A 25,365-nucleotide genomic window follows, 5' to 3' on the forward strand; every position below is an offset into this window, starting at 1 on the left:
GGACGCGTTTGCACCAGCATATACGCCGTTCAGGTAATTCTCACCCGGATCCGCAGGCGCTACGCCGCGCGCGCCGCGTGCTAACTGCACTGATAGTGCCGGTTTTAGTGCTGATTATTATCGGTATTGTCACCCTCTATAGCCCGAATCCTTTAAGAGGCGCTAAACAGCAGTGGGCGCAGACGGGAGTAAATCGCATCAGCGGTCAGGTGACCGGTTTAGACGGGAAAAAATGCCTGATTGAGGGTCTGAAGATGCCGAAAGGAGCCGCTGACCCCACTAATGGGTTGCCAGAGACCCAACCCTTGGTGTGCGTGAAAGTCCTGGATGGACAGTGGAAGGATCACATCGTTCCAGTTCGGGTACCTGAAGAATCAAAGCCGGCGATTCGAATAGGAACCGCGGTATGGATGCTCTATGACACTGAAGCTATGGCAACCGGCACCCCCTTCTTGTTTACCGATATTAAACGGGGTAATGCCCTGGCAATTATGGGACTGCTGTACGTGATAATTGTGGTGGCGGTAGCGGGTAGGCGCGGCTTCTTGGCGCTATTGGGGCTGGCGGCCTCCACGCTGGTGATTGTGTTCTTTATGCTGCCGGCGTTAATGGCCGGGAAACCGCCGATGTTGGTGACCTTGGCAGGGGTAGGAGCAATTATGTTCCTCTCGGTGTACCTGGCGCACGGGATTACTATCCGCACCACCACCGCACTCCTGGGAACCCTCTTAGGGCTGGTAGTGACGGTTCTTCTGGCATACGCGGGTACGCGGGCGGCGGGGCTTACCGGAGCTAGCGACGAGGACGCGTTGATTCTTGGCACCCAGCTACCAGCGTTGGTGCTGCCCTCCCTGTTTATGTGCGGAATCGTAGTCGCCGGTTTGGGTGCTTTAAATGACGTGACTATTACCCAGGCTTCTGCGGTTTGGGAACTGGATGAGGCTGACCCGCAAATGCCGCGGCGAAAACTGTTTTCGCGGGCAATGAGGATTGGGCGTGACCATATTGCCTCTACGGTTTATACCTTGGCTTTCGCCTATGTAGGTACGGCGCTGCCTACATTGATTTTGGCAATGTTATCCCAGCGCCCCTTCCTGGAGCTGCTGACGGTTTCGCAAATCGCGGAGGAAATCGTGCGCACCCTGGTGGCCTCAATTGGCTTGGTACTGGCGATTCCGGCGACTACAGTGGTGGGAACTTTCCTAGTGAAATTCGTGCGTGCCTCCTCCGGCCTAAACGAAAAACCTCGGGCATCCTCGCGGGTAGATACGGTGGAGTCTGCCTCAGTAGCTACCAAGATAGAGGACGAAGGGATTTTGCAAGCGGGCAAGGAGTCATCCCATGCCCACTAAACTGGGGGAAATCACGGTTGGCACCCCCATCGCCCTGGCGCCGATGGCGGGAGTAACCAACGCTCCTTTTCGCCGGATTTGCCGAGACCAGGCGGTGCAAGCGTTAAAAGATTTAGGGATTACCGCTACTGACGGGGCAGCCAGTGGACTGTATGTTTGTGAAATGATTACTGCCCGCGCCCTGGTGGAAGGCAATTCGCGCACTCTAGCTTTAATTAAACCAGACCCGAAAGAGACGTTTCGTTCGGTGCAGTTGCACGGGGTGGATCCGGAAACTATGTATCGAGGTGCCCGGATGTTGGTGCGTCAGGGCCTGGCCGATCACCTGGATATTAACTTTGGCTGCCCGGTGCCTAAAGTGACCCGCAAGGGTGCGGGGGCAGCTTTGCCTTGGAAAATAGAGCGCTTTGGGCAGATAGTGGCGGCAGTGGTTGCCGGGGCAAGGAAGGGGGAGAAAGATTCTCCGCGGGGCCAGTCCGTGCCGGTGACTGCCAAGATTCGCATCGGGATAGACGCCGATCACGAGACCTATCGGGATGCTGGCAAACTGGCACAAAAAGTAGGGGCGAGTGCCGTGGTGCTGCATGGACGCAGCGCCAATCAATACTATTCCGGCAGTGCAAATTGGGAAGCCATCGCGCAGCTGCGACAAGATTTAGAAATCCCGGTTTGGGGAAATGGCGATATTTTTTCCGCCGAGGATGCTCTAGCGATGTTTGCGCAAACCGGTTGCGCGGGGGTAGAGATTGGTCGCGGATGTCAGGGAAGACCGTGGCTATTTTATGACCTAGCCAGCGCGCTTAACGGTTCGGATAATCGCGCCCGTCCCAACCTGGGCCAAGTGTGTGAAATGGCGTTGCGACACACCCAGATGCTTAGTTCTTGGATGGGCAACGAGGAACGCGCCCTGCGGGATATGCGCAAACACCTGGGGTGGTATTTTCGGGGCTTCGCGGTTGGGGGAGACTTCCGCCGCGCCCTCACCAGTGCTAATAGTATGCAAGAGTTAGAGCAACTGTTTTCTACCCTGGATCCGTCTTTGCCTTACCCTCCGGCCGCCGAGGGGAAACGTGGACGGCGGGGCAACCCCCGCAAAACCCATTTACCGGAAGGGTGGCTAGCTACCAGAGAGGTAGACGCGGCTGCTGCCCGCATCCTGGAGGCAGCGAAGCTGGATACTTCTCTAGATGAAGGCGGCTATTAAAGGTAAATACCTGCATACAGGCTAGAGTGAAAGATATGGAAACCGCGCCCTATTCTCCCCGTGACCGCGAACGCTATCAGGCGGAGCCGCCCAAATCATCACATCGCACCGAGTTTGCCCGGGATCGCGCCCGGATTATGTATTCTTCGGCGCTGCGCCGCCTGGGCGCCAAAACCCAGGTGCTCGGGCCAGCGACTGATTCTTTTATCCGTACCCGGCTTACCCACTCCATAGAGGTTTCCCAGGTAGGTAGGTCAATCGCGCAAGAAATGGGGTGCGAGCCCGATATCGTGGATGCCGCTTGCCAAGCCCATGACCTGGGGCATCCTCCTTTTGGGCATAACGGCGAAAAAGCCCTCGATCAAGTAGCCACAGATATTGGGGGTTTTGAGGGGAATGCGCAAACGTTCCGTCTGCTTACCCGGCTGGAGCCGAAAGTGATCAGCGCGGAAGGGCATCCTCTGGGGCTAAATCTCACCCGCGCCACCCTGGATGCGGTTTGTAAATATCCTTGGCTCAAAGGTCAGGGCGCGAACAGCGAGTATTCGCGTAAAAAATACAATTGCTACCGCGAAGATGCCCCGGTTTTTAACTGGATGCGCAAATTTTCTCCCCCGCATCAACGCTGCCTAGAAGCACAAATCATGGATATTTCCGATGACATCGCTTATTCCGTGCATGACATCGAGGACGGTATCCAAACCGGCGAGCTAGACCCGGCTACCTTGGGAGATAGTAAATCTTTAGAGCTGGTATTTGAAACCACGACTGCATGGTACGGGGATGCCTCGGGGAATGAACTAGAAAACGCCTGGCAACGGATTCGGGCTCTGCCACAGTGGCTGGCTAGTTTCGATGGCTCCTATCGGGATATGGCGCGGCTAAAAAATATGACTTCCCAATTGATAGGGCGCTTTTGCTCGGCGGTATCTTGCGCTACTTTGCAGGCGGCAGGAAACGGTCCCCTGCACCGCTACGATGCCGATTTAGTTATTCCGCAGGATACCCTCGCCGAAATCAAGCTCCTCAAAGGGATAGCTGCCGCCTATATGATGGTCCCGCGGGAAACTGAACCTATCTATTTGGCGCAACGCACCACAATCTTTGAACTTGCCGATGCCCTCTGGGAACGCCCGGACGAGCTGGAAGAACCACATCGTTCTGCTTGGCGGGAGGCAGAAAGCGATGATGGCAGGCGGCGAGCCTTAGTTGATCAAATCGCCTCTTTGACCGACACTACCGCTAATCAGTGGCACGCGCGCCTGTGCGGCATGTTCCGCTCCCTCTAGCGTCAAAAATCAACTGGGTGGGATAGATACGATTTTTAGCCAGCGGTAGCGTAAAAATATTTTGTAATTACTTGGTGTAGCTTGCTCTGCCCATTTATTAAAACGGTAATAACTGCTTAGCTGACACTAGCTGGAATCCGTCTATCCTTCTGCGAAAAGCTGCGGCAGACAATAATTTATGGACGGTAAATTTCTCCAATCTTGCTCTAGGTTTTAGATTCTTGACAAAAAGCTCGGGGGGGGGGGGGCAGACTTATAAAGAATCTCTTTATTTGTTAGCCCCTGGAGGAGGAGCAATGGAAGAAAAGAAAAAGAAACGCTGGCCATGGATAGTAGGCGCTATCGTCCTGGTAGTGGCGATTGCCGGCTTTTTTGGTGGTAATAAGGGTAACAGCGGAGAGTCGGCTCAAACCAATTCGGCTGCGCAGACTCAAAATAGTAAGGCTGCTGAAACAAAGGAAGAAGAGTCTTACTCTCTAGGAAAAGAATTCAAAGTCGGAGATTGGACTGTCACAGTTGTTTCGGTTGATGAACCGGTATCTGACGTGGGTAAAAATGAGTTTGCTGAAGGAGCCAAAGCCCAGGGGCATTTTATTCCGGTTAAAATGAAAGCCAAAAATGATGGCTCTAAGTCCGCTATTTTCTTTGCAGACAGTGTGAAGCTAAAAGATAGTGATGGTAAAGAGTTTTCCTACAGCAGCGACGCCGCAATTTGGGGAACTGAGCAGGGGGGAATGATCTTAGAAGATGTTAACCCCGGAAATACGGTTGAGGGTGTGCTTTGGTTTGATACTCCAACTGATGCAAGTATCTCGGAAGTCGTTTTCAGTGGCGGGTTGCTAGATAAATCTGTGAGTGTTCCCGTCAAATAGAAATAGTTGCTAAGTAAACAGATTTTGCCTTCGCCGCGAAAAGTCGCGGCGAAGGCTCTTTACTTTCCTGCATCAAAAGCAGATACGTGGTTGAAAACTGCCCGCCTAATGGTCAAAGAAAATAAGCGTAGGTTTACGTGCCCGCCCTCGCCTATGATTGAGACATGGCAGGGTTAATTCGACGCGAAGATATCGACCAGGTGCGCGAGCGCGCCCGGATTGATGAAATCGTGGGAGAACAGGTCTCTTTGCGCCCTGCCGGGGTCGGAGCTTTGAAAGGGCTTTGCCCCTTCCACGATGAACGCACCCCCTCGTTCCATGTGCGTCCTGCCCAGGGCTACTATCACTGCTTCGGATGCGGTGAGGGCGGGGACGTAATTAATTTCGTAGAAAATATCCACCACCTTTCTTTTACCGAAGCGGTGCAATACCTGGCGGATAAAACCGGTGTTACCTTGCATTATGAAGAAAATGGTACAGGTAACCGGAAAGATCCGAACCATGTTTCGCGCGCGCGAATAATAGAAGCAAACCGTAATGCAGCGCAGTTTTTCCGCTCGCAACTGGGAAGCAAAGAGGGCGAGTTGGCGCGTAATTTCTTAAGCGCCCGCGGATTCGACTGGGATGCTACCGCCAAGTTTTCTTTGGGATACGCCCCTAATTCTTGGGATTCGCTCTTGGTTTATCTGCGAAAACGGGGATTTACGGAACCGGAATTGGCGGCGTCGGGGTTGTTTTCTAAAGGACAGCGGGGGCTGTATGACCGTTTCCGCGGACGGGTGATTTGGCCAATCTGTGGTCTTACTGGAGAGGTGGTTGGTTTCGGGGCTCGCCGACTGTCGGAGGAAGATAAAGGTCCGAAATACTTAAACACCCCCGAAACTGCGGCTTATAAGAAATCTCAGGTGCTTTACGGGATTGAGATGGCTAAAAAGGCAATCAGTAAAGAGCGGCGGATAGTGGTAGTTGAAGGCTATACCGATGTGATGGCTGCCCATCTTTCGGGGGTGGAATGTGCGGTCGCCACTTGTGGCACGGCGTTCAGTGCCGGACACGTACAAATTGTGCGCCGCCTCCTAGGTGATAGTGCAGATCCGGCGGCCGGAGTGCTGCTGTCATCGGGGAAAGCCCGGGGTGGGGAAGTAATCTTTACTTTCGATGGTGATGCGGCCGGACAAAAAGCGGCACTGCACGCTTTTGGGGAAGATCAGGCTTTCGCTTCCCAAACCTTTGTGGCGATTGAGCCTTCGGGTAAGGACCCCTGCGATTTGTGGCAAGAACAGGGAGGTAGTGCAGTGCGGGCGCTGGTAGATTCGCGGCGTCCCCTCTTTGAGTTCGTTTTACGCACTATCCTAAAAGCTTATAACCTGGATACTTCGGAAGGGCGAGTAAATGGTTTGCGGGCTGCTGCCCCGGTGGTGTCGCGGATTAGAGATGTGGCGCTGCGTTCGGAATATACCCGGCGCCTGGCGGGCTGGGTGGGGATGCCCGAGGGTGAAGTGCGTCAGATAGTGCATAACGCGTCCCGGGCGCAAACCAGAACCGTTCCCGGGGCGGGAAATGGTCTTGCAGCCGATCCCTATGGGGCCCGAGGAACCGCCGGAGCTGGACAGGGCGGGAACTCAGCCGTGCCCGATGCGCGCGCGGCCATAACTTTGCCAGACAACTCTGATCCAGTCGCCAATCTGGAACGGCGAGCCTTGGAATGTCTGCTGCAGTTGCCGGCCAGCCTTTTTGGTCTCGGGATAGAAACAGTTTCCCCCACAGCCTTTAGAGTGCCGATGTTTAGCGCCCTCTTTTCTGCCGTTTCCAGCCTAGGGGGCTTAGAAAAATACGCAGAACTGTGGCGCGGCGCCGAGGATGAACTGGGGTTACAAGGGAAACCTGCGGTAATCCTAGCGAATAAACGTTGGATTGAGCTACTAAATGCGCAGGTTGGGCAACAATTGCAGAGTTTATTGTCAGCGTTAGTGGTTTCCCCCCTTCCGCAAGATGATCCGAAGCGCTTAAATGATTACGCGCGAGGAGTGTGGGAAGCCATGATTCGCGGTGATCTCTCCCGTCAAATCGCGGAGATAAAGGCTCGGCTGCAAAGATGCGATCCCCAAGACCAGCAATATCAGCAAATTTTTTCGGAGCTAATGCGCCTGGAAAATACCCGTCGTAAGCTGCAAGAACGTAAATAAACAACAACTTAGGTACGCAATACTAATTTAAGTAATGCTGTTATTGCTATTTAAATTTAGGGAACACTATTCCAGATATTAGAATAAAAAATGCTTCTACCAGCAGATATATTATTGGTTGTAAATGATTGAGAGCTGAAAAATAAATGCTTTTCTTTTAGTAGCTCCTTTTGTAGATTGAGAATGTCTTAATAAGAAAACTTCAACTTCAAAGGAGGAACTCAAATGGCAATGCCAGGAGTAAATTGTTCAGCTAGTGATTGTGCCTTCAACGATAATGGCTGCAACGCTTATGCGGTCACTATTGCAAAAGGTGGGTGCGCAACCTTTATTGCCCTTGACGAAAAGGGCGGTTTGGGGAAAGTTAATTCTCAGGTCGGGGCTTGCCAGCTTGCCGACTGCAAATTTAACAACCACCTGCTCTGCCAAGCTGATTCTGTCAAGGTGGGCGCTGACGAAAAGTGCCTAACCTTTGCTACCGCCTAGATAATCGGGGTAAGCAGCAGTTAAGGTTCCGGATTCTTACCTAAATGGTAAGGATTACAGTTTAAAGGGGCTGGGGAGTAACACTACTCCCCAGCCCCTTTAGTTATTGGTTCCACCCCGCAGGTAGACCTGCACTTAAAGATTCGCAGACCTAAAACTTTTCCCAGCTGAAGGGTCCCTATCTGGAGATGAAAGGAACTAGCTATAGCAGTTGGGCACGTAACTGTTCGGGGGAAAGTGGCGAATACCAGGCGGGAGGCAGGTCCAGGACGCTGGCAGCTCCGCGGTGACCATGTTCATGCAGACGAAACAGGGCACGCGCGCTGGCGGTTACCATGGAACCGGTGAAATCCGGGTTGGAGTCCAGTTGCAGCTGAAAGCGTGCCAAATGTTTGATTCCCTCGCGAGTATGTCCCACTCGAATCACTTCCCCACCGTGGGGCATCCCGGCGTGGTCGCGCGCCAATTCTTCGGCAGAAATAAAGTTCACAGTGGTTTCATAGTCGGCGAAGTATTTCGGCATTTGCTTAATCTCGCGGGTAATCCGCTCTTTATCGGCGCCGGGAGCAGCCACAACGTAGCAGAGCCGAGTATGTTTATCCGCGGTGGTCAGTTGGGGATTTTCGCCGCTTTCTACCGCCTGCATTGCCTTGGGGTTGGGGACGGTGTATTGCACTGCGCGCTCCACCCCTTTGATACGGCGAATCGCGTCAGAATGTCCCTGAGATACTCCGCGCCCCCAGAACGTCTGGGTGTAGCCGTCCGGGAGGACTGCTCCGGTGAGGGCGCGGGCGATGGAGAACAGACCCGGATCCCAGCCGGTGGAAATCAGGGCGGCATGTCCCGCTTTCTTGGCGGCGGCATCCATATCCGCGAAGTAAGCGGGAATATCGGCATGGGTGTCAAAAGAATCTACCGTATTGAAATAGGCAGCAGCTGCCGGACCTTGGCTGCGCAAATCGGTGGCGCTGCCACCGCAGCAAATGCAGACGTCAACTTTCCCCATAAAATCAGCCATCTGGCTTAGGGGGTAAACCGGGGTGCCGGCAGTTTTTAGGCTTTCCGGGTTTCGGCGAGTAAAAACCGCCACTGCTTCCATATCGCCCGCGGCGTTTACGGCTCGTTCGACTGCCCGCCCCAGGTTGCCATATCCATTGATTGCTACTTTTATCGTCATAGCCAGATATTACAATCTGGAACATTCTCAATGTGAAAGCTGCCCAAAACCTAGACAATCTAGGTTTTGGGCAGCTTCGGGAAATTTTTTAGGCGTCTAGCGAAATCTCCGGGTACTTGGCCTGCCAAGTTTCCCGATAATAGTCGGCCAACTTTAGTTTGCTAGCGGCGGCATTATCTACAATCACCACTACATCCAGGTGGTATTGCAGAATCGAGGCGGGGCAAAAAGCGCTGACCGCGCCCTCTACCGTGCCGGCAACCGCGTCAGCTTTTTGCTCTCCGAAAGCCAACAGGATGGCTTGGCGTGAACGCATAATTGTTGCCAGGCCCTGGGTTATGGCTCGGCGGGGAACTTTTGCTTCATCACCATCAAAGAAACGAGCGTTATCACTGATTGTGCGGGGGGCTAAGGTAACCACATTGGTGGGGTTGACCAGGCAGCCTGAAGGCTCATTGAAGCCGATATGCCCATCGGCGCCGATACCTAGAATCTGCAGGTCAACACCCGAGGTGATTGCTTCTTCGTAGCGGTGAGCTGATTCTTCCGGGTCTGGGGAGAGCCCATCAGGGGTATTGAGATTCTCGTCTTTAAGTCCGGTTTTTTCTTCGCCTACCAATTCTCGCCGAAGTACATTGCGATAGCGTTCTGGGTGCTCGGGTGCAATCCCAACATATTCATCCAATGCCCAACCGGTGCAGTGTTCTAAAGTGAAATCAGATTCGGCATGGGCTTTACGCAGCTCAGCGTAGAGGCCTTCGGGGGTAGACCCGGTGGCTAGTCCCAAACGAAAACCTGGTTTTATCTGGGGAATAATTAGTTTTGCTGCCAGCTTGGAGCCAACTTCTGGGGTAGCGGTAATCGCGATTCGCATCTAAATCTCCTTTGCTAGGATTTTCCGTCATTGGTTAGCGAAAGTCGTTGTTATTTTCTCACGCTGCCCGGTACTTGTAGCTATGGCGCGCGTTAACCGTAAAATTCTTGATCGCGATAGCAAAAAATAATGCGGGTGGGGAAGTAGCTTCCCCACCCGCTGTCAGTATCTTTACTTGTGATTCCTTCCTAGAAATCCCCTGATGCTTCCTGGTAATCCCGGGAGTAATCCTTAACGAAACCCCGCAACCAGCTGGCGGGAAAACTAGATTTTTTGGGGCTCAAGCATCCATACTTGATTCGCGTAGTCACTGATGGTGCGATCGGCGCTAAAACGTCCGGATTCACAAATATTGATCCAGCATTTACGTGCCCATTCCATCTGGTCAGCGTAGTCCAAAGCCGCCCGGTCACGCACTTTACGATAATCGGCGAAATCGCCCAGTACATAGTAGACGTCAGCCGGTTCGTACCCGTTAGAATCCAAAAGCGAACCCAACAGGTCATGGAACAGACCGGTACCTTCATCATCCAAAGTGCCGTCAACCAGCGCATCCAGAGCCCGTTTAAGGCCCGGCACGGTTTCATAGAGGTGACGAGGATCGTAAGTGCGCCGCAGCTCCGGCAGTTCTTCCTCTTTCGCCCCGAAAATATAGGCGTTCTCTTCCCCGACCGAATCCACAATCTCGACATTGGCACCGTCTAAAGTGCCTAGGCAAAGCGCCCCGTTCATCATGAACTTCATATTGGAAGTCCCCGAAGCCTCTTTACCGGCAGTAGAAATCTGTTCGTGAATATCGGCAGCCGGAATAATATGTTCCGCCGGGGAGACGTTGTAGTTTTCGACAAACACCACTTGGATGATCTTCGAAACCTCGGGATCTCCGGCAATCAGTTCCCCGATAGTGTTAATCAATTTGATGATGGCCTTAGCGCGTACATACCCGGGAGCGGCTTTCGCCCCGAAAATAAATACCCGATGCGGCCACGGTTTTTGCGGATTTTCTTTGATCCGGAAATACAAATCTAAAATATAAAGCGCGTTTAACAACTGGCGTTTATATTCGTGCAAACGCTTAATCTGCACATCAAAAATCGCCGCAGGATCAATCTTTTCTCCGGAGCGTTGCTCCAGCCATTTGGCAAAATCCCGTTTATTATCGGCCTTTACCCCCAGCAACTGCGCCATCACATCGGAGTCATCTACCAGGTGCCGCAGAGATTTGAGTTCATCCATATCGGTAACCCAGTCGGTTGACCCCAGCTTCTCAGTCAGCAAACTAGCCAGACGGGGGTTGCACTGCTTCAGCCAGCGCCGGGGAGTGACCCCATTAGTCTTGTTATTAAACTTTTGCGGCCAAATCTCGTACCAGTCTTTCAGAGTCTGGCGCTTAATGATCTCGGTATGCAGGGCTGCCACCCCGTTAATCGAAAACGCTGCGTAGCAGGCAATCCAAGCCATGTGGATACGACCGCCATGAATCGGTGACATATAGTCAATGCGAGCAGCGTCAAAGCCGAGTGCCTCTAGCTCCATCCGGAACCGGCGGTCAATCTCCGCCACGATTTCCAGAATTCGGGGGAATAACCGCTGGAAAATCGCGTATTCCCAGGTTTCGAGGGCTTCGGCAAGTACCGTGTGGTTGGTGTAGGCAAAAGTCTTCTGTACGATCTGCCAGGCGCTTTCCCAATCCATCTCGTGCTCGTCGAGCAGAATCCGCATCAGTTCCGGAATCGCCAACACCGGGTGGGTGTCATTTAGCTGGATACAGTTGTACTTGGCGAAATCACGTAGGTCATTGCCGTGGTGCTTCACGTAGTTCTCGACCATGTCCTGCAGGGAGGCCGACACGAAGAAGTACTGCTGGCGTACCCGCAGCACTTTTCCTTCAAAGGTGGTGTCGTTGGGGTAGAGCACTCGGCAAAGGTCTGCAACTCGTTCCCGCTCGATAATCGCATCGGTGAAACGCTGAGAGTTAAAAGCTTCGTAGTCGAACTCTTCGATGGGTTCTGACTTCCATAGCCGCAGGTTATTTACGTTATCGGTTCCGTAACCGGTAATCGGCATGTCATAGGGGACCGCCCGCACCTCCATATCTGCAAAGTGCACAAAGCGGGGTTGTTCCTCGCGGCGAATAACGAAGGGGTAGCCTTCTTCCATCCAGGGATCCGGATGTTCGCGCTGGCTGCCGTGCTCAAAGGATTGTTTGAAAAGTCCGTAACGGTACAAGATACCGTACCCGCGTACCGGCAGGTTCATAGTGGCACAAGAATCCAAGAAACAGGCTGCTAGGCGCCCCAGGCCTCCGTTACCTAGGGAGGCGTCGTGTTCAGCCTCTAGTACATCGCTAAGGTTCATCCCGAAGGCGTTAGTAGCCTTTTTCGCTTCCTCTAAAAGCTCTAGGTTGTCTAGGTTGTTGAGCAAAGCTCTGCCCATTAGGAACTCTGCCGAGAAGTAATGCTCTTGACGTCCAGCCGCATACTTGTCGGTTGTTTTCTCCCAGTTCTCAGCGATGCGCTCTACAATCGCTTGTGACATTCCCGTCCAAAACTCCATCGGGGTGGAATCTTCCGCGCGACGTCCAGAAATAGAACGGGTAAATGAACCTAAAGAGTGTGTAAGGTTGTCTGCCATATTCAATCTCCTTGCAAAACTACAATCCCAGGCTATCGGTTAAATGTGAAAGCACCGACCCAAAACCACGTTTTTAGTAGTGGCATTTGTTACACCTGTTCCATAAGGGTTACAAAAACTGTTGACCAGGTAGTTTCGGGGGGTCTTGGAGTGGCTTAGAGCATAGAAGCTCTAAATCTCAATCCACATAGTTTGCCCCGGCGCAATTTGGGTTTCTGCATTGTCGTGCGAGACCGCCGGGGTAGCAATTCCCGGGGTTGCCAACACAGTTTTTGCCGAATCCGTCAACGCCTCTTTCGGTAAGGGACGGTAGCCCACTGCCAGATTAGTTACTACTACTACTTGGCGACCGTTCGCTCCGGTAACCTGCAAAGCCAGTACTTCCGGATCGCTGTCTAGCCAGCTAGATTCGCCCATTCCCAGGGCGAGGTCGCGTCGTACAGCAAGCATTTTGCGATAAAAGTTTAACGGAGAGTTCGGGTCAGATGCTTGTGTCTGTACCGACAGTTCACCCCAATCATCTGGTTGCGGCAACCAGGCAGGGCTAGCTCCCGCAGGGGAAAACCCGAAGTTAGAGCCGGAATCATTTGACCAGGGGAGTGGCACCCGGCAGCCATCGCGTCCTCGTACCCTAAAACCAGAACGCTGCCAGGTGGGATCTTGACGGGCATCATCCGGAAGCTTGGTAGCATCAGGTAGCCCCAATTCTTCCCCGTTATACAGGTAGATAGATCCAGGCAGACCCGCCAGAAAAGCGGTTGCCGATAATGCCCGGGTCAATCCGATTTTCCGGTCTGGCTGCGGGTCACTTGCCCCGATCCCGTTGTCGGTGTTAGCACCCGTGGGGTAGCCGAAACGGGTGGCATGACGAACCTTGTCATGGTTGGACAGTACCCAAGTGGGAGGAGCGCCAACCGAGGCGGATGCCTCCTGGGTGCGCCGGATTACTTTCCGCAGAGCTGCCGGCTCCCACTGGCAGTTAACTACCGAAAAGTTGAAGGCCTGTGACATCTCGTCTTCGCGCACATACATAGCTTCTTGTTCCGGGGTATTCACCCAAGCCTCGGCAACTAGCATCCGGTCACGGCCATATTCATCTAATACCTGGCGCCATTCCCGATAAATATCGTGGACCCTCGGCTGGTTAAAGAACGGCCCCACATCGAGGGCGCGTCCATTGTCGCTGTTTGGTCCTTCATAGTTCAAGCGATCTGGACCTACCACATCATCGGGGAGTGCGGGATCTTTTACTAGGCCATGCGCCACATCGACGCGGAAACCATCAACGCCGCGGTCTAACCAGAAACGCAGGTAAGAGCGGAAAAATTCGTGAACCTTGGGATTTTCCCAGTTAAAGTCAGGTTGGGAGGCATCAAAAATATGTAGATACCACCAGTCTCGGTCACTGGCTTTACCAGTTAGGGGCTCCACTTTTGACCAGGCAGATCCGCCGAACATAGACCCCCAGTTATTGGGAGTGGTATCTGCGCATTTGCGGAACATATACATATCGCGCGCCGGATCTCCCGGCTCCGCGGCTAGCGCCTGCTTGAACAGGGGGTGATCCCAAGAGGAATGATTAGGGACCACATCGATGATGGCTTTCATTCCCCGGGTATGCAGCTCGGCAAGAACTTTATCGAAAGTCTCCAAGTCGCCATATTCGGGGTTAATATCCAGGTAATCAGCTACGTCATAGCCGGTGTCGTGTTGGGGGGAAGGATAAAAGGGAGAAAACCAGACTGCATCGATTCCCAGTTTTTCCAGGTAATCGATTTTTTCTAACACCCCGGCTAAATCCCCAATCCCATCACCGTTGGAATCGGCAAAGGAACGCGGGTAAACCTGGTAGATTGCGGCACTGCGCCACCACTGATTCCAGTCGCATCGCTCAACGCGGCTCATCTATCTCTCCTCTGTGGTTGTTTAAAAATTCTTAGTCTTCACTGCCTTTACGGCGGCGGCGCCGTGCCCGCCGCGGACGGGGCTGGCGCTGAGTGCCTGCCCCCTGGTGACTATCGCGTTCCCGGCGCCGATCCCGTCCGCCGCGCGCGCCTTTACCGCGCCTGGAGCGTCCTCGAGAATTATGTCCGCGCCCAGAGCGTACCCGACCGCGACCACCAGTTTCCCCGAGATCTTCCAACTTTTCGGCGGCTAGACCTGCGCGTTTGCGCATGGACAGGGGCAGACGTCCACCTGCGTCCTCGGGAATGTCTAAATCAGTATATAGGTGCGTACTGGTGTGGTAGGTTTCCACCGGCTCTTCTATCCCCAGGGATAACTCTTTATTAATCAGCTTCCAGCGAGGGACATCATCCCAGTCAACAAAGGTAATCGCGGTTCCAGAATTTCCGGCGCGACCAGTACGTCCAATCCGGTGAATATAGATTTTGGCGTCCTCGGGGCATTGATAGTTAATCACGTGGGTAACGTCATCGACATCAATCCCGCGGGCAGCCACATCGGTGGCTACTAAAACATCTACTTTTCCGTGCCTAAAAGCCCGCAACGCCTGTTCCCGCGCGCCTTGCCCCAAATCACCGTGGAGGGAGGCAGTTGCGAATCCGCGTTTACCTAAATCTTCCGCCACCCGGGCGGCAGTGCGTTTAGTGCGCGTGAAAATAATGGTGAGACCGCGCTCGCGGGCCTGCAAGATTCGCGCTACCACCTCGATTTTATTGAGGGCGTGGCAGCGGTAAATCACTTGCCGGGTGGTTTTTACCGTCGCGCCCTGATCATCGGGATCCTGCGCCCGAATATGGGTGGGATGAGACATATAACGCCTGGCTAGCGCCACTACCTCGCCGGGCATAGTAGCTGAAAATAGCATGGTGTGCCGATTTGCCGGGGTGCGTGAAAGTAGCACCTCTACATCTGGAAGGAATCCCAGGTCGAGCATTTCATCGGCTTCATCTAGCACCATAGTGCGCACTGACGACAAGCTCAGATGACCCTGTTTCATAAGGTCAATCAGGCGACCGGGGGTACCGACTACAATCTCGACTCCCCGTTTCAGGTCTGCAATCTGGGGTTCGAAAGCCCGTCCCCCATAGATTTCACAAATACGTACGCTGCGGTGAGCAGCTGCCTGCGCGGTTTCCCGCGCCACCTGGATGGCCAGTTCCCGCGTGGGCAACACGATTAGGGCTTGTGGGTGACCGGGATCTAGCAGATCCTCGAAACCGTCCTCACCCGGACCAATTACGTTCTCTAGTGCGGGCAGGGCAAACCCTAAGGTCTTGCCGGTGCCGGTCTTGGCTTGCCCGATAATGTCGTGGCGTTCCAAAGCCACCGGTAAAGTCAGCGCTTGGATGGGGAAGGGGTGCAGGATGTCTACTTCTTTCAGAGCTTCGCAGAGCGGAGCCGAGACCCCAAAATCAGCGAAAGTTTTTCCGGAAAGATCCATCGAGGAATCGCCCACTACATCGGCTTCTGCCTGCTGAATATGAGGCTCGTGCGCGGCGGAAGTGTCAGCAATTCCACTGGTTGCTTGGATATTTTCTTCAGTTGTCAATCGAATACCTTTCACGGGGAATTTTCCCCTGGAACTATGTGAGGTAGCCGATCGTGAAAAATCTTGGCTCTCCGCTGAGGAGACCGGGGCGAGGCGCCCGGAAAAAATACTTCGTTTACAAAAACGATCGGTCAACCCGTTGTCTTCTTCTCCATCCTAACCGAAGTGCGTACGGGGCAAACAATGAGGGTAATGCAGCTTACATCTTTTTATAGGACTGCTATTTTATGGAAGCTGAAGCTACGGGCTTCAAAAGCGAGCAGCAGACCTCCAGGCGGGTTAATCTAAAAGGGTGAGTGACGCACAAAGACTAGGACTTATCGGATACTTTACGCTGGCAATGCAACAGCGCCTAGCGAAAGACGCTTCGCTATGTCCCACGGTAGAGCAAGAAATCGCTTTAGGGCAGATGTCAGCGCGGGCTTGGGACAACTATCAAAAAGTAGCCCAGGTCAGCGAAAACTTAGGGATAGATTTACCCGCGGAAATGAAACAGTATATGGGGCTAACCGTTCAGCTAGAAGAGCGCCTGCGCCCTACTGACTGGTATGAACGTCTAGTGAAAAGCTACGTAACTATTGGGGCGATGGCAGACTTTAATCGCTCTTTGACCGCGGGGCTATCCCCGCAGCTACAGGCAGACCTGACCGAGGTTCCTTGGGATTGTGGTCAGGAAGAATGGGCAGTGCCAGTCATCACCCAGGCTTGCGCCACCCAACCCACGGTTCCGGCGCGGCTTTCACTATGGGGACGGCGGGTACTCGGGGACGTGCGTTCCACGATGCGCCAAGCAATCGTTGGCTATCCGGAGCTTGCTGCCGAGGGCGCGCAAGACATCCCGGAAGAAATCAAGGAACATCACCGCGTACGGATGGAACGCACCGGTCTAAAAGCCTAGCGGCAAAGACCGCCCTCAGGTAGAAAGCTACCCAGCAGCCCCTCCAAGCAAGGGGAAGAGGTCGGAATGAAAAAGCTGGTTAAAGGGCAGGTGCGGGCTTACCCGATTCCAAATCCCACCTGTTTAGGTTGTGGCTCGCCCACCTGACAATAGGCGACTAACTGCGGGTTAATCAGCACCTGCTGGCCGTTTTTATCGGTTAAGCACAGCAACTCTGCTGGCCTTTCTAGGGCAGTCTGTAAAGTAGCTTTGACCTGTGCAGACGTCATCTCTAGTTCCAAATCTAAAGTTTTTGCTACGCCCTTAAGTCCCAGTGAGATATTCACATTTACCTCCGTTTAAATTACTTTCCTAAAGCTATCCTACCTGCCGGACATCGCTATTGATACGATTGCTTGCTAACAGCAAAAGTCGTTTTATTGTCGCGTGACTATCCCCGGTTTTCATGCTGGCTAATCGAGAAATAGTAAACGACTGCAAGCTTAGGGTTGGATTCTTATAATAGCCTTCATGGCTACCTTGAAACTGCGATACGCTTCTTCTCCACCTGAACTGGAAATACCTCAGATTACTGGGGAGGGCGCCAGAATCCTTACTCGCCTGGAAAACGGAGAATCTATGGTAGTGAACGGGGTAGAAGGTAGCGGGAAAACTACTTTGGCGCTCGCAGCCATGAAAATGCTGCATAATCAGGCAAGTGAAGTCGTGGGGGTAACTCCTTCGCGGGTGCGAGCAGATTACCTAAACACTGCCAAAACTAGCCGAGATCTCCCTATAGCCCGGCCGTTTATTACCCCCACCGCCTTGGCCTTCCAGGTGTTGAAACAATTCGCCAGTAATCGGCGTGAGCAGCTGCCGGAACCGGTATTGCTGACCGGCTCGCAAGAAGAGGAACGAATTCAGGATCTTTTAGAACAAGTTCCAAACGTAAAGTGGCCAGAGTACATCGGCCCCGAAGTCAGGCAAACAGAATATTTCCGTGCTGAAGTGCGCTCCCTTTTTGCAGCTTGTGCCCATTGGGGAATCACTTCCCTGGATTTAGATGCGCTGGGTAGTGAATATCAGGTGCCAGAATGGCGCGCGGCCGCAGCTCTACTTAGTCATTACGAACCCTCATTTACCGACAATCGTTGGGATGCCGCCCGCATGCAAGATCGCGCCGGTCAGGTGCTCGGAGAGTGGGGAGAAGACGCCTCTCTATTGTCACCGCCCCACCTTCCAGATTGGGTAATTATTGATGACCTGCAAGATTGTCCGGCTTCAGCCGTGCGACTTTTGATTCAAATGGCTAGGCGAGGAGCAAAAATTTTTGCTCTATATAATCCCCAAGCAGCAGTAGAAACCTTCCGTGGTGGGTATCCACAAGGCGCTGAGGAACTAGCCAGAGAGCTCAGCAGCACGCGGATTACCTTAGAAAATTCATTTCGAGAAACCTCGGGAGGTCTGGGACTTATAGACCCATTAGGAAAGGAAAACGGCAGTGACACTGCTCGAGAGCAAAAGTTTGCCGAGTTTTCAACGCTGTCATCGCAAGCACAGGCAATCGCAGATTATTTTCGTTATCAGCACCTAAAACGCCAGGTTCCCTGGAAGGATATGGCTATTATCGCTCGCACCCACACCCAACTTGAAGAGGTAGTGTCGCTGCTACAGGGGATGGAGATTCCCGTAAATGAACAGAAACGACCAATACTATTCAAATCTAATCAGATAACCGGGGCGTTACTTTCTCTTTTTACTCTTCCGGGGCAAAGTGAGTTAGCGAAGCGGAAAGCCCGACCGGGCAATGACTCCAGTAAGCAAGACGCAGTTACTTCACCTTCCAAAGAAAACATTTTAGAAGATAAAGTAGTCAACGCTCGCGGGAAAACCATACGCCGCCTCTTACGTTCCCCGCTATTCTCCCTGGACTCTCTGCAAATGTTGCGTCTAGAGCGCTCCTTAGTCAGCGCTGGAATTGCTTTAGATACTAAGCTTGCAGGATTTTACAGCTCAATCGGCACTCCTCGTTTTCCCTTAACCCAGGTAAAGATGGTAGAAGGGGGAGAAATTTTCCTTCACTGCCACCAGGTTCTAACCGCTGGGATTGGCTGTCTGTCGCTGCCTCCCGTAGAGGCTTTAGAAAACATTTGGCGGCAACTAGACCTGGAAAACGATTGGTATCAGCGTGCCTTGCGGGGAGAACGATTTGCTGACCAAGCTTTAGATGCAGTAATCGCATTAGTGCGTCATGCCCAGATTTGGTCGGAGCGTCATTTAAACGCCGATATGAGTGACTACTGCCAGGTGCTGATGCGTCAAAGTCAAGCTGAGGACGTGTTGACTGGAAATCACGGCTTAGGCTCGGCAGTGGCATTAGAAACCGTGTTTTCAGCGGCCGGACGCACCTGGGATACCTGCGCAGTCATTGGAATGCAGGACGGGCAATGGCCGGTGTTTTCCCAGAGTGGATCGCTGATGCGCGTCGAAGAAATATCTGATTTGCTCCACGCGAAGGCGCTGCTCAGCCCCAGTGGTAAGCTGCAGCTAGTTCCGGGAGAATCCCGTAGTCGTGCCCTCGGGATAGAGCGTTCTTTAGCAAGGTGCGCCCTCAGTCGAGCCCGTAGCAAGCTGCTGGTGACCGTGCGTTCCGATGCCGAGGAAACCCCCTCCATATTCTATGAAAACCTCTGCAAACAAATCGAAAAAGGAAAATTCACGCTCGCGCAATATCTGGGCAGCGATTGGGATCAGCCCGCAGAATCTGCTTCCGAAATTAGCAGTGAAAACTACCGGCAGAAACAATTATTCCCCTCTTTACGTTCCCTGGTGGCACATCTGAGGGCAGTCCTCGCCACGGGAACCGATAAAGAATTTCGTCACAAAGCCCTAGAAACGTTAGCTTACCTGAGCTATCAGGGTGTGCGTGCCGCTAACCCGAATACCTGGCGTCAGGTGGGCAGAGATGAAACTTGGTGGACTAACTCGGCGGGATTAAAACCTGCCGGTAGTCGGGCGGGAATATCGCCCTCTGCTTTAGAACTGCTGAATAGGTGTGAATTTCGCTGGTTACTTTCCAGGCGGGGTGGAAAAGCAGTGGATGCTACCGGTCCGGCAGCTTGGGGTACCCTGGTACACCAGATTGCGGAAGAAATGATCGATAGCAGCTTAGACGAGCGCTTAGAGTTCTTTTATGCAAACTGGCCACAGGATAAAGAGGCGTTCTTTTCTCAAAAGGAACTGCAGCGGAAAGAAAATATGGTGCGGCTCCTCAGCCGTTATTTAGATGACCATCAGCAGGCGGCAGTAACCGAGATTAGTTCCCGTGCCTTGGTGGGGGACACGGCGGCGCTCAATGCCCGGATGGATCGTCTGGAAGCAGGGGAGGAGGGAATCCGCATTGTTGATTTCAAGACGGGCGGCGACCTCCCTGCGGATAGCAAAATGGATGAGTGCCTGCAGCTCGCCTGTTATCAGCTGCTGGTTGCCGAGCTCCTGACGAGAGGAGACGAGCAGTCTCAAGAATTGCTGGCACCGTTACTGGAGAATGTGGAAAACCGAATTCAAAGCGCCAGTCTAATCGACCTCTCTAATCATGCCAACAAAAAGGACGTGGGTTCCGAATTTGAGAAAATTCCGAAAGAAAAGTCCCAAAGCCCTTTAACTGATGAAGGAAGAACCAAACTTATAGAAAATATCCTGCAGGCGGCGCAGGTAGTTTCGGGGGCAGAATTTAAGGCAGTAGAAAATGACAAATGTCGTAACTGTTCCCTGCGTTTTTGCTGCCCGTTAATGAGTGAAGGAGAACAGGTGCTATGAGTAACGGTCAAAAAATCAAGTATTCTCCCGCGCAAATTGCCGAGGCCATCGGACAGTATCGCCCCAACGAAGATCAGGAAAGGGTGATTACTGCCCCAATCAATCAGCCGATGATGGCAATTGCAGGGGCAGGAGCCGGCAAAACCGCCACTATGGCGTTTCGAGTAGTGTACTTGGTGGCTAACGGGCTGGTAGCTCCCGATCGGGTGCTGGGGCTGACATTTTCTAATAAAGCAGATCGGGAGTTAGCTACTCGCGTGGGTAACTATCTGCAGCATTTAGCAGATAGTCCAGAATTTCCGGAGGTGGCAGAATATCTCACCGACAGGGAAACCGGGGGGCTTTCCCGTCCAGTAACTTCCACCTATAATGCTTTCGCTAACCAGATAGTGCAACAATATGGTTCCCGCTTGGGAATTTCCCCTGCCTGTGTACTGTTAGATGAGGCGCGGCGCTGGCAGATAATGTATGAAATCGTCAGCAACTGGACACAGGAACTGAGCGCCGATATTACTATAGGAACTGCAGTTGATAGAGCATTGGCTATCGGTTCTCAGCTGCGCGACCAGCTTTTAGAGACCGAAGAAGTCTGTAGCGGTTTGAAGGAAATGTTCAAACTCTATAGCGGTGGCAGAGCCCAGGGGAACTCAAAAAATCCCAGCAGTAGTTTGAAAAAATTATTGGACGCGTTGACTCAAAGGGAGGAATTGTTAGCTATCTGTTCCGAGTACGAAAAGTACAAGCAACATAATGGCTATATCGAATACGCAGATCAAATCTATTATGCGGCGAAATTGGTTAAGAAATTTCCCGATATTAGGCAGCAGTTTCGTGAACGTTATGACGTGATTTTACTGGATGAGTTCCAAGATACTTCCGTGGCGCAACTAGAACTTTTTTCCAATATCTTTACCGGTAAAGGCGCGATGGCAGTCGGTGATCCGAATCAGGCAATCTACGGCTGGCGAGGAGCTTCGGAACTTTCGATGCGCGATTTTTTAACCGCTTTCGGGGTGCCATCCGGTGAGGTCGACAAGCATGTCAAGGACATGCCGATTACCTACCGCAACCGGGAAGCGATACTGGCGGTAGCGAACCAGATTGTGCACCCGTTGAAGCAGCTGGCAGAGGGGGTGAGCGTTCAAGAGGTAGAAAATCAGATTCGTAATCTAATCCAGGCGCAGCAGCCGAAAATCAAACTTGGATCCGCGCCCTCACCTGATACTTTCGCCCCTCCGGCTTCCTCAGTTAAGGCAAAAGAGCTGGTTACTTGCCCCCAAAAGCGTGATGATTCCGGTAACGTTGAAATACATTTCTTTGAGGATAGTGAAAAGGAAGCTGAAGGGATTGCAGATTTTTTTGCTAAGCGTTGGCAGCTGCATGAGGAAATAATCGCTAAGAATGAGCAGCTACCGCCAGATAAGCAAGAAAGTTTGCCTACCGGAGCGGTTTTGCTGCGTAAACATTCCCAAGGTCCGTTAATCACCCAGGCATTGCGCCGGAAGGGACTTCCCGTGGAGGTTACCGGGGTTTCCGGTCTCATCTATGATCCTGCAGTTGCCGATGTGATTGCTGCGTTGCAAGTATCGGCAGATGCCGGACGGGGAGATGCCCTAATGCGACTGATTACCGGGTGTGGTATCAGCCCGGCCGACATTGATTTGTTGTGGCGCTGGGCGCGCCATTTAGCCAACCCGGAGGATAACCCGGATATTAATCCCCAACCTTATTTAATGGATGCCCTCGATAATCTGCCGGAGCCTGGCTGGACTGTAAAGGGAACTGGCAGCGCTTTTAGTACGGAGGCCCGCCGCCGCCTGGATATTTTACGTTCCCAGTTAGCAGAGGTACGCCGCCATATTCACGATCCGTTGGGTTCTTTGGTGCAGCGCACCATTTTTACCCTGTCTCTGGATTTAGATGTCAAAGTGCGTCCCGATGGGGGACTCTCGCAAGGCTGCCTTGACAGTTTTGTCAAGGTCGCCCGCGACTACGAGACCAGCGGAGTAAACACCAACCTGCCTAGTTTCTTAGAATGGCTAAAAATGGCTGATAAGCATGAGCGGGGCTTAGATATGCCTCTTCAGGAGCCTAACCCGAATGCCATCCAGGTCATGACAATCTATGCGGCAAAAGGTTTGGAATGGACTTGGGTGGCAGTTCCTGGTCTCGATGAACCTCCCAGCCCGGCAAAGTTTGGCGGAAATCTTCCCGACCGCCCGATATCTGCGAGTAAGGGCGAATGTAAAACTTCCTCCTGGACCACTGATCCGAAGATGATTCCCTACGACCTGCGTCCCGATAAAGAAGTACTCCCTACTATTGAGCGCGGTCTAGAGGAAAGTGGCTATGACTTCGATACAAGCGTGTTTTCAGAGAATGGGAAAGTGATAAACAGTTACCAGCTAGCTTTGGGATTTCACTCGCAGCTAGCTGACCGCCGGGTAGCTTATGTGGCTTTCACTCGCGCGGAATCCGAATTATTACTCACCGGGAGTGAACACTCGGGAACTGCTACGACTAGGCGAGTGCCCTCACAATTTTTGGCGGAAATAGACTCCAGTGGGAAAATGCGTGATCTGCGAAATAGGCTTCCGGGTGAGGATGATGACTGGGAGGCAACACCCCGCCACCTCGAATGGCCTGGTAGCCCCTCTCCAGAGTTAGCCCAACTTTCTGTGGCGGCGGCCGAGCTGAGCGAGCTAATCGATAATATCCATGCTGATTCTTTCTTACGGGGGTTATTATCCAGTTCCGACGAAGACGAGACACAGGAAATAGCTGCTATCCATTCTTCTTGGATGCAACAGGCGGTACAGCTCACCTGTGACCAGCAATCCGAATGGGAAGCCCGCAATCAAGTTCAGCTACCGATTTCCACCGGGGTAACCCGGGCACGTAAATTGCAGGAAGATCCGGCGGGATTTGCCTTAAGTCAGCGGCGTCCTCTGCCGGATTTCCCGTCGGGGGGCGCTACTTTAGGAACTTTATTCCACGAATGGGTAGATCAGGAACTGAGAGGAAAGGTCTATCCCTTATCTAAACATCTGGATAAAAAACTACTTGACGAGTTGAGGTGTTTGCAGAAGAAATGGCGCGGCGGCAGGATTCATCCCCAGCGCGGCTGGGAGTATATCGATTCCGAGGTTGAATTTGCTGCTCCGATGGCTACTAAATTGGTGGCGCGAATCGATGCTATTATGCGCAGTCCTAAGACCGGTAAGCTCACCATTATTGACTGGAAAACGGATTATTTGGATCTTGATAGCTCTAACGAGATAGGTGCTAACAGTCTAGAAGTGGTTAAAAAATATCTCCGGCAAATTAATACCTATCGCCTGGTCTATGCGTTTTCTAAAGGAATGCGGCTGGAAGATATCGGCGCTGCCCTATACTTTGTGCGCTACGATTTGCTGTGTCCTCTAGATGAGTGGCATGAGCATCTGCACTTGCCGCAAAAACTGGAGGAGCTCTTTCCTGACCTGGTTTAGCTGCAGACGCCAGGGATGGTCAGATAGGTTTACGCTGCGCTGGTTTTCCCGCGCGAGGATAAAAACCCTTAAATACCGGGGTCTGCTTGCGCGTCCTCATTCGCGTCCGAGGAAGTATCGCCAGCGGGTATTGCCTCCGTCTGGGGGGATATTTCCGCGGCGTTTTCCTCAGTTTCCTTGAATTTCTCTGTGCTGGTTTCCGTCAGTTTATCTGCATTCTTAGAGGCAAAATCCTCGCGGAGGGCAGGTAGCAGCCCGGTACTATCCAAGGTATCTGCCAATTGGGTGATTAAGTCACGAGCGTCAGCTATGATTTCTTCGTTGTTTTCTGCTACTCCATGTAGCAGCCATTCCAGCAATACCAGTTCGGAGTTAAGCTCGATACGCGCGTTTAGTTTGGGGTCTTCGCTTATACGTAGCTTGCGGTAGGTACCCAGTACCCCTCTAGCGAATTCATCTGAAGAGGAAGATACCACCCAGGCCAGGTCGCGAGCCGGATCACCGAATTGGGCGTTGCCAAACCCGGTGATACCGGTGATTGCTTCATCCTCTATATATAGGTAGGGCTCTTGTAGGTCTGCGTGGATAAAAGCCGGCGAAAATCGCCACAGCGAAACATCCTCGAGGCGTTCCTCCCAGCGCTGCCATAGGCGGGGCTGGATAGCGCGGGTGGCAGCCCCCTGATCCAAGAGATTTAGCCAGCGACGGCGAATCTGGTCGGCGCTAGAAGTTGGGCGTTCAGCGGCTTGTAGAATCCGCGCCGGCAAGTCGTGGAGAGACGCTAAGGCCTTTCCTAATGATTCTGCGAGTTTGTCTGAGACGGTCAGATCCTCTTGGGTCAAGGGTCTGCCAGGGAAAGCTGCATGAACGAGGGCGCGTTTTCCGCCTACAATCCGTACCGAATGTGCCGGCCAGGGGAGGGCAAAAGGTAAACGGGCGCCATCATGGGCTAGTGCCTGCATTATCCGGCTCTGGATTTGCAGTTCTTCATCGCGGTGTTGGGTGGTAGGGCAGTTTACTAGCCACTTGCGTTCAGCTTTGTCTTTAACTGCGCATACGCGCAGGTCTTCGGTTTTATAGCGGGGCGAGCATAGCGATACAAAGTCGTTGTCGGGCATCGCGGCGGCCGCCATGGCGGCTAGAGGAAGGAAATCGTCCATGTCATTCACGGTTTTAGGTTATCAAGTAGGGCGTGTTTCGGGGATTAAGTAGGCGAGATAATTTGGGTTTCGTGGGGCTTTTGCATAAAAGAAAGGGGAACGCTGACATTTTTCGGGGTGGTGGCAGTTGATTATTGGCGGGCGAGCAACACCACTGAGGCCAACTATGTGAACTGGGACGCAAAAAGATTTGAAGTGATGAAAAAGTTATTAGATAGCAGTCACGAAATGGGTGAATTTAGGCTTAAGTTTTTGGGAATTGCCAATACTTACCGGGTGGTAAGTATTGGCGTTATAGCTTTGTTATAATCAATAAAACACCTATTAATGCTGGTCGTAAGGCTATTTTGAAAACTGATCTACTTTCCACCTCATAAGTTTTTGTAAATTGTGACACACATCACCCATAAATCAGGGCTATTAGCTTGCT

17 protein-coding genes are annotated in these 25,365 nt (G+C 52.6%); 10 read left to right on the forward strand and 7 right to left on the reverse strand.

All coding sequences use genetic code 11. The annotated features are described in order from the left end of the window. Positions 1–8 precede the first annotated feature (8 nt). The 6 genes from BQ5456_RS08445 (at position 9) to BQ5456_RS08470 (ending at position 7,389) form a co-directional block, all read left to right on the forward strand. Complete coding sequence (locus tag BQ5456_RS08445; protein ID WP_083378443.1) at positions 9–1,352, forward strand: YibE/F family protein; 1,344 nt, start codon at positions 9–11, stop codon at positions 1,350–1,352. Then, positions 1,342–2,556, forward strand: a complete 1,215-nt coding sequence (gene dusB, locus BQ5456_RS08450; protein WP_071129581.1) for a tRNA dihydrouridine synthase DusB — start codon at positions 1,342–1,344, stop codon at positions 2,554–2,556. The genes BQ5456_RS08445 and dusB overlap by 11 nt, the downstream gene beginning before the upstream one ends. A gap of 35 nt (positions 2,557–2,591) precedes the next feature. After that, on the forward strand, positions 2,592–3,845 hold the full coding sequence (locus BQ5456_RS08455; protein WP_071129582.1) for a deoxyguanosinetriphosphate triphosphohydrolase: 1,254 nt from the start codon (positions 2,592–2,594) through the stop codon (positions 3,843–3,845). A 296-nt stretch (positions 3,846–4,141) separates the two neighbouring features. Further along, the gene (locus BQ5456_RS08460) at positions 4,142–4,717 is read left to right on the forward strand and encodes a DUF4352 domain-containing protein (RefSeq protein WP_071129583.1); all 576 of its coding nucleotides are present in this window, start codon (positions 4,142–4,144) and stop codon (positions 4,715–4,717) included. A gap of 164 nt (positions 4,718–4,881) precedes the next feature. Next, positions 4,882–6,903 carry a DNA primase gene (gene dnaG, locus BQ5456_RS08465; RefSeq protein ID WP_071129584.1) on the forward strand — a complete coding sequence of 674 codons (2,022 nt, stop codon included), beginning with the start codon at positions 4,882–4,884 and terminating at the stop codon, positions 6,901–6,903. A 225-nt stretch (positions 6,904–7,128) separates the two neighbouring features. Next, a complete protein-coding gene (locus BQ5456_RS08470; protein ID WP_071129585.1) occupies positions 7,129–7,389 on the forward strand; it encodes a DUF1540 domain-containing protein in 261 nt (86 codons plus the stop codon). Between the two features lie 202 nt (positions 7,390–7,591). Here BQ5456_RS08470 and BQ5456_RS08475 read toward each other — a convergent pair whose 3' ends face one another. The 5 genes from BQ5456_RS08475 to BQ5456_RS08495 all read right to left on the reverse strand — a co-directional run bounded on the left by BQ5456_RS08475 (position 7,592) and on the right by BQ5456_RS08495 (position 15,588). Further along, complete coding sequence (locus tag BQ5456_RS08475) at positions 7,592–8,566, reverse strand: diaminopimelate dehydrogenase (RefSeq protein ID WP_071129586.1); 975 nt, start codon at positions 8,564–8,566, stop codon at positions 7,592–7,594. A gap of 88 nt (positions 8,567–8,654) precedes the next feature. Next, positions 8,655–9,440 (reverse strand): glucosamine-6-phosphate deaminase, encoded by a 786-nt coding sequence (locus tag BQ5456_RS08480; protein ID WP_071129587.1) that lies wholly within the window; start codon positions 9,438–9,440, stop codon positions 8,655–8,657. A gap of 264 nt (positions 9,441–9,704) precedes the next feature. Then, the gene (locus BQ5456_RS08485; protein ID WP_071129588.1) at positions 9,705–12,074 is read right to left on the reverse strand and encodes a glycogen/starch/alpha-glucan phosphorylase; all 2,370 of its coding nucleotides are present in this window, start codon (positions 12,072–12,074) and stop codon (positions 9,705–9,707) included. A gap of 171 nt (positions 12,075–12,245) precedes the next feature. Continuing rightward, complete coding sequence (locus BQ5456_RS08490) at positions 12,246–13,979, reverse strand: glycoside hydrolase family 13 protein (RefSeq protein WP_071129589.1); 1,734 nt, start codon at positions 13,977–13,979, stop codon at positions 12,246–12,248. Between the two features lie 31 nt (positions 13,980–14,010). Continuing rightward, complete coding sequence (locus BQ5456_RS08495; protein WP_235858563.1) at positions 14,011–15,588, reverse strand: DEAD/DEAH box helicase; 1,578 nt, start codon at positions 15,586–15,588, stop codon at positions 14,011–14,013. 292 nt (positions 15,589–15,880) lie between these two features. Between BQ5456_RS08495 and BQ5456_RS08500 the strand changes: the two genes are divergently transcribed. Next, the gene (locus tag BQ5456_RS08500) at positions 15,881–16,486 is read left to right on the forward strand and encodes a ferritin-like fold-containing protein (RefSeq protein ID WP_143037067.1); all 606 of its coding nucleotides are present in this window, start codon (positions 15,881–15,883) and stop codon (positions 16,484–16,486) included. Positions 16,487–16,584: 98 nt separating this feature from the next. Here BQ5456_RS08500 and BQ5456_RS08505 read toward each other — a convergent pair whose 3' ends face one another. Further along, entirely contained in the window at positions 16,585–16,812 is a 228-nt protein-coding gene (locus BQ5456_RS08505) for a DUF3107 domain-containing protein (protein ID WP_071129591.1), read from the reverse strand. A gap of 184 nt (positions 16,813–16,996) precedes the next feature. Here BQ5456_RS08505 and BQ5456_RS08510 point away from each other — a divergent pair, with 184 nt between their 5' ends. Then, complete coding sequence (locus BQ5456_RS08510) at positions 16,997–20,284, forward strand: PD-(D/E)XK nuclease family protein (RefSeq protein WP_071129592.1); 3,288 nt, start codon at positions 16,997–16,999, stop codon at positions 20,282–20,284. Continuing rightward, positions 20,281–23,775 (forward strand): ATP-dependent DNA helicase, encoded by a 3,495-nt coding sequence (locus BQ5456_RS08515; RefSeq protein ID WP_071129593.1) that lies wholly within the window; start codon positions 20,281–20,283, stop codon positions 23,773–23,775. Before BQ5456_RS08510 ends, BQ5456_RS08515 begins: the two co-directional genes overlap by 4 nt. A gap of 68 nt (positions 23,776–23,843) precedes the next feature. Here BQ5456_RS08515 and BQ5456_RS08520 read toward each other — a convergent pair whose 3' ends face one another. Next, positions 23,844–24,935: a phosphotransferase gene (locus tag BQ5456_RS08520; protein WP_071129594.1), complete on the reverse strand. Its 1,092-nt coding sequence runs from the start codon at positions 24,933–24,935 to the stop codon at positions 23,844–23,846. A 117-nt stretch (positions 24,936–25,052) separates the two neighbouring features. Between BQ5456_RS08520 and BQ5456_RS08525 the strand changes: the two genes are divergently transcribed. Then, positions 25,053–25,244 carry a hypothetical protein gene (locus tag BQ5456_RS08525; RefSeq protein ID WP_071129595.1) on the forward strand — a complete coding sequence of 64 codons (192 nt, stop codon included), beginning with the start codon at positions 25,053–25,055 and terminating at the stop codon, positions 25,242–25,244. The last annotated feature ends 121 nt before the right edge of the window (positions 25,245–25,365 follow it).

This window comes from Varibaculum massiliense (assembly GCF_900106855.1).
In the GTDB taxonomy this organism is placed as follows: Bacteria; Actinomycetota; Actinomycetes; order Actinomycetales; family Actinomycetaceae; genus Varibaculum; species Varibaculum massiliense.

Coding starts and splice junctions, on each gene's coding strand:
- BQ5456_RS08520 (WP_071129594.1), bottom strand. CDS start 24,935: ATGGACGATTTCCTTCCTCTAGCCGCCATGGCGGCCGCCGCGATGCCC.
- BQ5456_RS08475 (WP_071129586.1), bottom strand. CDS start 8,566: ATGACGATAAAAGTAGCAATCAATGGATATGGCAACCTGGGGCGGGCA.
- BQ5456_RS08470 (WP_071129585.1), top strand. CDS start 7,129: ATGGCAATGCCAGGAGTAAATTGTTCAGCTAGTGATTGTGCCTTCAAC.
- BQ5456_RS08480 (WP_071129587.1), bottom strand. CDS start 9,440: ATGCGAATCGCGATTACCGCTACCCCAGAAGTTGGCTCCAAGCTGGCA.
- BQ5456_RS08485 (WP_071129588.1), bottom strand. CDS start 12,074: ATGGCAGACAACCTTACACACTCTTTAGGTTCATTTACCCGTTCTATT.
- dusB (WP_071129581.1), top strand. CDS start 1,342: ATGCCCACTAAACTGGGGGAAATCACGGTTGGCACCCCCATCGCCCTG.
- dnaG (WP_071129584.1), top strand. CDS start 4,882: ATGGCAGGGTTAATTCGACGCGAAGATATCGACCAGGTGCGCGAGCGC.
- BQ5456_RS08455 (WP_071129582.1), top strand. CDS start 2,592: ATGGAAACCGCGCCCTATTCTCCCCGTGACCGCGAACGCTATCAGGCG.
- BQ5456_RS08515 (WP_071129593.1), top strand. CDS start 20,281: ATGAGTAACGGTCAAAAAATCAAGTATTCTCCCGCGCAAATTGCCGAG.
- BQ5456_RS08510 (WP_071129592.1), top strand. CDS start 16,997: ATGGCTACCTTGAAACTGCGATACGCTTCTTCTCCACCTGAACTGGAA.
- BQ5456_RS08490 (WP_071129589.1), bottom strand. CDS start 13,979: ATGAGCCGCGTTGAGCGATGCGACTGGAATCAGTGGTGGCGCAGTGCC.
- BQ5456_RS08460 (WP_071129583.1), top strand. CDS start 4,142: ATGGAAGAAAAGAAAAAGAAACGCTGGCCATGGATAGTAGGCGCTATC.